Origin of the sequence: Lawsonibacter sp. (assembly GCF_022777125.1) — a bacterium.
GTDB lineage: Bacteria > Bacillota > Clostridia > Oscillospirales > Oscillospiraceae > Lawsonibacter_A > Lawsonibacter_A hominis.
Window position 1 is genome coordinate 1 of record NZ_JALFGV010000006.1, and the last position, 7,614, is coordinate 7,614.

The following is a 7,614-nucleotide window of genomic DNA, read 5'->3' on the forward strand; positions in this document are numbered from 1 at the left end:
CCCCGGGTGTGTTCCGGTTTATGGTTGGGACCCGCCGGTATGCGTCCCATCGCCGGGGCGCTTGCCCCCTGAGCAGCGCCGGCCAGCACGCCGGCGAAAGGACGGCTTTGCCAAGGCCCTTGCCCGGGCAGGGCGGGGGGACTGCGGCACAAGCGGACGGAAAGCGGCGGAACGGACGGCCCTAAAATGCGGATATGGGTAAAATAAACAACTTTTAGGCGAGATATTGCTGGACAAAGTGCACGAAAATGAAATTTTCGAAGATTTTTGTTTGCAAGGACATTTTTTAAAATGCTAAAATAAAGAAAACCAAAAGGGAGGTGTCCTGCATGAAGCGAATCAAATATGCCTGCCTGGCGCAGACGATCCATTTTGCCCTGAAGGACGATGTCAGCCATGAGGAGGCGGTGAACTTGGTCAAACGGGAGGCGGAGGCCTACAGGCAGGGGCTGGATCGCCGCAAGATCCGATATAGGGTAGAGGAGGAACTCACCCAGCCTGACGGGTCCATCCTGCTCAGGCTGCGCCGGCAATATAACGCCTATCCCTGCGGGGATTATCTGGCATGAATACAACGGCGCCCTATCCCGTCGGCGCGCTTATCGTCTACGGCGGCAGCGGCGTGTGCAGGGTCATTGGAGTGGGGGTGCCGGAAGGGCAGAGCAAAACGTATTATACCCTTGCGCCCCTGTACGGCACAGAGGTCATTTACGCGCCGGTGGACACCAGGGTATTTCTGCGCCCAGTGCTTACCAAGGAGGAGGCGGACGACCTGATCCGCTCCATGCCTTCTATCCGGGCGGAACGGGTGGAAACAGGCAATTTGCAGCTGCGTTCCCGCCAGTATCAGGCATCCTTCCAAAGTCACGATGCCGCCGACTTGGTCAAACTCATAAAGACCATTCATTGGAGAGACGCGGCAGCCCGGGAGAGCGGAAAGCGCCCCGGGAAGCTGGAAGAAAAGTACCGCAAGCGTGCGGAGGAGCTGCTCTACGGCGAGCTGTCGGCAGCATTGGGGATCTCCCGGGAAACCGTGCCCCAATATATCCGGGGGATGCTGAAGGAAGGAAAGAGCGGGGCGGGCAAAGCGGAGGCGGCGTCTTGAGGATGCCGCCTCTCTTTCGTGCGCTCAGACCGGGGGATCTGCCGTACCGGATTGCAGAACAGGGTGAAATGAGGTATAATTACATTCAAATGGTAGCAGAACGACGAAGGGATGCTACAATTTAGTAGCATTTCTTTGAGGTGTTGCCTTATGCATTTTGGACGGCTGGAGGATCTGCGGGTCGACCACGACAAGACCCAAATCGAAATCGCCCAATATCTGAATCTGAATCGGGAAGTCTACCGCCGCTATGAGAAGGGCATCCGGGAGATCCCAGTGTGGGCCCTGCTCAAACTGGCCGACTTCTATCAGACCAGCACCGACTATATCCTGGGGCGCACGGACCATCCCTCGCCGCCCCATGCGTAAGCTGTGTGCCTTCGCCGGGCCCTTTTCGGCGGCGGTCTTTGCGGCGTTGTTTCTCCTCCCGGAGCGTTTCTGGCTCCCAGTGGGGCTTTGCTGCGGGCTGGGGGCGCTGGCGGGGATGTTTTTCCGGGGGGACGGACGGCTGCGCTGCATTCTGACCGCCCTGGGCCTGTCGGCGGGACTGCTCTGGCTGTGCGCCTATACCGCCCTGTTTCACACGGGGGCCGAAGCCCTGGCGGGAAGCGAGGAGACGGTGGAAGCGGTGGCAGCGGACTGGCCCCGGGAAACTGCCTACGGCTGCTCAGTGGCGGTGCGGGTCTGCCCGGAGGAGGGCGGAAGCGTCAAGACCCAGCTCTACCTGGCTGCCGGGAAGGACGGGAGCCTTCCCGCGCTGCGTCCCGGAGACCGGCTGACCTTCTCCGGCCGCTTCCGGCTGGCGGATACCGTGGCCGGGGAGGAGAGCGAGTACTACCACGCCAGAGGGATCACCCTCATCGCCTATGCCGACGGCGGGGCGACCGCCGTAATCCGGCCGGAACGGATCCCGCCCCGGTACTGGCCCGCCTGGATCGCCAAGGCCCTGAAGGACAGCGTCCGGCGCTGTTTTCCGGACAGCGCCGCGCCTCTGGCCGCCGCCCTGATCACCGGCGACCGTTCCGGCCTGCCGGGGGCGCTGTACTCCGCGCTGCGCCGTTCCGGCATTGCCCATGTGGTGGCGGTCTCGGGATTGCACGTATCCGTCCTGTCCGGGCTGCTTGCCGTCCTGCTGGGGCGGCGCAGGCACTCCGCTGTGGCGGGGATTCTTTTGGTCTTCTTTTTTGCGGCGGTGGCCGGAAACAGCCCCTCGGTGCTGCGGGCGGCCTTTATGCAGTCTATGCTGCTGCTGGCCCCTCTGCTGGGCCGGGAGAACGACACGCCTACGTCGCTGTGTGCCATTTTGCTGCTGCTGTTGGTGCACAACCCCTACGCCGCGGCCAGCGTATCCCTGCAGCTGTCCTTCGCCGCCGTGGCGGGCATCTGCCTGTTTACCGGCAGGCTCTGGGAGCGTTGGGACGGGAAGCTTCCGCGGAAGGGACTGGGGGGCAAGGCGCTGCGCTTTGCCGCGGCCAGCCTGGCCACCACCCTGGGCGCCGTCGTGTTCACTACGCCGCTCTCGGCGTACTACTTCGGCTCGCTCTCTTTGATCGCCCCTGTGACCAATCTGCTTACCCTCTGGGCGGTATCCGGCGCGTTTTTGGGTGCCCTGGCCGTGGCGCTTTTGGGGCTGCTGTTTCCCGCGGCGGCGGCGCTGGCGGCCTGGGCGGCGGCGCTGCCGGTCTGGTATCTTCAGAAGATGGCCGAACTGCTCTCCAGACTCCCCTTCGCGTCGGTGGGGACCGACTCGATCTACCTGCGGCTGTGGCTGCTGCTGGGATACGCCCTGCTGCTGCTCTGGCTGTTCTGGCGGGGGGAACAAAAGCGGATGCTGCTGCCGGTGGGCGCAGGCGGGCTCTGCCTGTGCGCGGCGCTGCTGCTTACCGCAGCCTCCCGTACCTCCGGCCGCCTGAGCGTCTCGGTGCTGGACGTGGGGCAGGGGCAGAGCGTGGTCCTCTACTCCCAGGGGCGCTGTGCGCTGGTGGACTGCGGCGGCAGCGGCCTCAGCGATCCCGGCGACACGGCGGCGGACTACCTGCAATCCCTGGGGACGGCCCGGCTGGACCTGCTGGTGCTCACCCACTATCACGCGGACCATGCCTGCGGCGTGCCCCAGCTGCTGGAGCGGCTGGAGGTGGAGCGCCTGCTCCTGCCCGACGTGGAGCCGGAGGAGCCTTTGCGCCGGGAGATCGAAGCGGCGGCGCAGGCGCACGGGGTGGAGCTTGTCTATCTCACACAGGACGCCCATGTCACCCTGGGCGGAGCGTCCCTGCGTGTCTACGCGCCGCTGGGCGACGGGGGCGCCAACGAGGAGGGATTGTCCGTGCTGTGTACGGCGGGGGCGTTCGACGCCCTCATCACCGGCGATATGAACGCCGCGGTGGAGCGCCGCCTGATCAAATACGGGGCGCTGCCCGATCTTGAGCTGCTGGTGGCGGGACACCACGGCTCCAAATACGCCACCTCGGAGGAGCTGCTGCTGGCCACGACGCCGGAGCGCGCGGTCCTCTCCGTGGGATACAATACGTATGGCCATCCGGCGGACGAGACGCTGGAGCGCCTGGCCGCCGCCGGGTGTGAGATCTACCGCACCGACTGGATGGGAACGGTGCGCATTACCGCAGAGTAAGGAGAAAATGATATGCCGCCAAGAGGAAAGCCGGATAAGGCCGCCTATCAAAAGCTGAAAAAGGACCTGAAGGAGGGGACGCTGGGCTCCCTTTACGTCTTCCATGGGGAGGAGGTCTATCTCCGGGATTATTACCTGGGAGAGATGAAGCAGAAGCTTTTGCCGCCGGGAATGGAGGAGTTCAATCTTCATACGCTCAGCGGAAAGGAATTTGACGTGAAGGTTCTGGAGCAGCTGGTGGACTGCCTGCCCATGATGAGCCGGCGCACCCTGATCGTGGTCAGCGACTACGATCTTTACAAGGGGGACAAGGAAGCGCTGGCCGCCCTGTTGAGCGATCTGCCGGAGTATGTCTGCCTGGTCTTCGTCTACGACCTGATCGAATACAAGGCCGACGCCCGCACCAAGCTGGCGGGCGTGCTGAAGGAAAAGGGCAGCGTGGTAGGCTTCCAGCGGCAGGAGCAGGGGGATCTGATCGACTGGATCTCCCGCCGCTTCCGGGCCCTGGAGCATGACATCAGCACCGAGGACGCCAAGTATCTCCTGTTCCTGTGCGGGGATCTGATGAATACCCTGATCTCCGAGATCGGAAAGGTGGGCGCTTACGCCAGGGGGCGGCGGGTCACCCGGGCGGATATCGATGCGGTGGCTACCCCACAGCTGGACGCGGTGGTCTTTCAGATGACCGACGCCATCGCTGCGGGGAACTTCGACAAGGCCGCCTCGGTACTGGGAGACCTGCTGCACCTGCAGGAGGCGCCGATCAAACTGCTGGCGGTGCTGGGCCGGCAGCTGCGGCAGCTCTATTCCGCCCGGCTGGCCATCGAGGAGAAGAAGGGGGCCAGTTACCTGATGGAGCTGTGGGGCATGCGCTCGGCTTATCCGGCGGAAAAGCTGATGCAGTCGGCCCGGCGCTTCTCCCTGCCCTGGTGCCGCCGGGCGGTGATCCGCTGCGGAGAGACCGATCTGGCCATGAAATCCACCGGTGCCGATGGGGAGGAGCTACTGATCTCCCTGCTGATGGAGCTGGCGGTCAAAAAGGGAGCGTAGCCGGTGCTGAAGATCAAAGAGGCCATCGTGGTGGAGGGCCGGTATGATAAGAATACCTTGTCCCAGCTGGTGGACGGCGTGATTTTGGAGACGTCGGGCTTCGGCATCTTCAAGGATGAGGAGCGTCTGGCGCTGCTGCGCCGGCTGGCCGGGCAGCGGGGGATCATCGTGCTCACCGACTCGGACGGCGCGGGGTTCGTCATCCGCAATTTTTTGAAAGGCGCGCTCCCGGCCGGGCAGGTCAAGCACGCGTATATCCCCGACCAGTACGGCAAGGAACGCCGCAAACGCGCACCGGGGAAGGCGGGCAAGCTCGGGGTGGAGGGCATGCGTCCCGAGGTGCTGGAGCGGGCCCTGCGCCGGGCGGGCGCCACCGTTTTGGAGGAAGGGAAGGGGGAGGCGCGGAGGCAGCCTCGACGGGAGATCACCAAGGCCGATCTGTTCGCTCTGGGGCTCTCCGGCGCGCCGGGGGCGACCCAGCGGCGGCAGGCGCTGCTGCGGTCGCTTGCGCTGCCGGAACATCTGAGCGCCAACGCCTTGCTGCCGGTGCTCAACGCGCTGTATTCTTACGAGGAATTCGCATCCGCAACCGCCGGTTGCGAATCTTCCGGCCACGCTTGGTAGCGTGCAACCGGACGCTTTGGTACGCTGGATCCAGAAAGAAGGGCGATGCAATGTCGTTGGGAGAACGCATACAGTCCTGCCGCAAAAGGAGCGGCCGATCACAGGAACAGCTGGCCGAGCATCTGGGCGTATCCCGCCAGGCGGTGTCCAAGTGGGAACGCGGAGTTTCCCATAGTTAAAGACACCACACCGGATAGAACAACACCACGCTTATACATTATTCGCTATAATAAAACGCAAGGGCAGCAACTGCTGTCCGTTTGCCTTTACGAATTTGCGGTAAGCAGAGAAAAAATGTGTAATCAGGGATATATTTTGTCCGCTGTAACATTTCGCGGACATTTGCCTGTTATGCTATCTGCAAAAAGCAAAGGAAGTGAGGATATGAAGCAGATTTTAATTGTCGAGGACGACAGTTTTTTGAATAAGATGTTGGCCTATAACCTGACCGCAGACGGCTACGGCGTGACTTCTGCCCTAAATGCCAGAACCGCAGCCGAAGCCATCCGCCAGCGGGAATTTGATCTGGTGCTGCTGGACATCAACCTGCCGGACGGGAACGGTTTTGAGTTGTGCAAGCTGATAAAGCCCCGGCACCCGGACACCATTGTGATTTTCCTGACCGCCAACGATCAGGAGAGCGATCAGATACGGGGCTATGAGGTGGGCGCGGTGGACTACATCACAAAGCCTTTTGTGATCGGGGCCTTGCAGCGGAAAATCAAAGCTATGTTTGCCATGCTGGAACGCCACAAACCGGCCAAGGACATTTACAACGACGGGCGGCTGTTTCTGGACTTCTCGGAGCAGACGGCTTCCTTAAATGGCAAGCCCCTGACCCTATCCCCGATGGAATACAAAATGATGAACCTGTTCCGTAAAAATCCCCGGCAAGTGCTGACCCGTGGGCAGCTTTTGGAAAAGCTGTGGGATATAGACGAGAAGTTTGTGGACGAACACACCCTGACCACCTCCATCAGCCGGATTCGCAGCAAGATCGAATCCGACGGCGGAGTGCCCTACATCAAGACCGTCTACGGCATGGGCTATCAATGGACGGGAGGCGAGGCGAAATGAAGTTCAATCACCTCTCGGTAAAGCGGCTATTTCGCTGGGTGGCACTGGGGCTTGTCCTCTCCATGTCCGGGATTACCATAGCCCTGTTTCTTGTGACAAAACAGACGGCGGTGCTGCTGACGGGCGGAGCGCTGCTGCTGTGCGCCCTTGTGGGGATTTTTGTACTGACGCAGGCGTTTGGAAAGCGGCTTTCGCAGTTTACCGCTGATCTGTGCCAGACCTTAGACCACATGATCGCCGGGAATGAAGCGCCCCAGCGCCCGGAGGACAGCGAAACCCAGCTTGCCAGAATCGGACACCGGCTGGCAAGGCTTTACCAGATCATGCAGGAGAACCGCCGCCGGGTGGACGAGGAACGGCAGGAATTGCAGACCCTTGTATCGGATATTTCCCATCAAGTAAAAACGCCGGTAAGCAATCTGAAAATGGCGACGGACACCCTGCTGGAAAAGCCCATGACCGAGGCGGAGCGCACCGACTTTATCCGTGGAATCCGCAGCCAGACGGATAAGCTGGACTTTCTCTTTCAGGCCCTTGTGAAAACCTCCCGGCTGGAAACGGGCGTGATCCAGTTGGATAAGAAACCGGGCCGCCTCTTTGATACCGTGGCGCAGGCCATGAGTGGGATCGTGTATGCAGCGGAGAAAAAGGAAATCGCTGTGTCCGTGGACTGCCCGGAGGATTTGACCGTTTCCCATGACAGCAAATGGACATCCGAAGCCCTCTTTAACCTGCTGGACAATGCGGTGAAGTACACCCCGGCAGGCGGGAAAATCGCTGTGTCGGTGGTGCTGTGGGAAATGTATGTGGAGATCAAAGTGACCGACACCGGCAAGGGCATTTCCGAAAGCAATCAGGCCGCCATCTTCCGGCGCTTTTATCGTGAGGAAGAAGTACACGAACAGCAGGGCGTAGGCATTGGCCTGTATCTGGCCCGCGAGATCGTAACGAGGCAGGGCGGCTATATCAAGGTGGTTTCGGAGCCGGGCAAGGGTTCGGAATTTTCCATTATGCTGCCGACAAAATAGCACACGGCGGACGGCCATTTCCGGCTGCCCGCCGTAAATTTTTTTGAAATGTCCGAGCGTTGTAACATTTCACCCCGATTTTCAATGAAATTTTTTGGCCG

General features: G+C 61.3%; 9 protein-coding genes. All 9 read left to right on the forward strand.

The features are described 5' to 3' along the window. Positions 1–329: 329 nt before the first annotated feature. Positions 330–569, forward strand: coding sequence for a hypothetical protein (locus MR825_RS00800; protein ID WP_186907581.1), 240 nt, complete (start codon positions 330–332; stop codon positions 567–569). Continuing rightward, entirely contained in the window at positions 566–1,105 is a 540-nt protein-coding gene (locus MR825_RS00805) for a CarD family transcriptional regulator (protein WP_256174794.1), read from the forward strand. Before MR825_RS00800 ends, MR825_RS00805 begins: the two co-directional genes overlap by 4 nt. A gap of 150 nt (positions 1,106–1,255) precedes the next feature. Further along, the gene (locus MR825_RS00810) at positions 1,256–1,474 is read left to right on the forward strand and encodes a helix-turn-helix domain-containing protein (protein WP_186907583.1); all 219 of its coding nucleotides are present in this window, start codon (positions 1,256–1,258) and stop codon (positions 1,472–1,474) included. 79 nt (positions 1,475–1,553) lie between these two features. Further along, entirely contained in the window at positions 1,554–3,734 is a 2,181-nt protein-coding gene (locus MR825_RS00815) for a DNA internalization-related competence protein ComEC/Rec2 (protein WP_287878112.1), read from the forward strand. A gap of 12 nt (positions 3,735–3,746) precedes the next feature. Next, entirely contained in the window at positions 3,747–4,784 is a 1,038-nt protein-coding gene (gene holA, locus MR825_RS00820; protein WP_186907584.1) for a DNA polymerase III subunit delta, read from the forward strand. 3 nt (positions 4,785–4,787) lie between these two features. Then, entirely contained in the window at positions 4,788–5,408 is a 621-nt protein-coding gene (locus MR825_RS00825; protein ID WP_186907585.1) for a toprim domain-containing protein, read from the forward strand. Positions 5,409–5,458: 50 nt separating this feature from the next. After that, positions 5,459–5,587, forward strand: coding sequence for a helix-turn-helix transcriptional regulator (locus MR825_RS00830; protein ID WP_186907586.1), 129 nt, complete (start codon positions 5,459–5,461; stop codon positions 5,585–5,587). Between the two features lie 205 nt (positions 5,588–5,792). Beyond that, positions 5,793–6,485 carry a response regulator transcription factor gene (locus tag MR825_RS00835; protein WP_287878117.1) on the forward strand — a complete coding sequence of 231 codons (693 nt, stop codon included), beginning with the start codon at positions 5,793–5,795 and terminating at the stop codon, positions 6,483–6,485. Beyond that, a complete protein-coding gene (locus MR825_RS00840; RefSeq protein WP_287878118.1) occupies positions 6,482–7,513 on the forward strand; it encodes a sensor histidine kinase in 1,032 nt (343 codons plus the stop codon). The genes MR825_RS00835 and MR825_RS00840 overlap by 4 nt, the downstream gene beginning before the upstream one ends. Positions 7,514–7,614 lie beyond the last annotated feature (101 nt).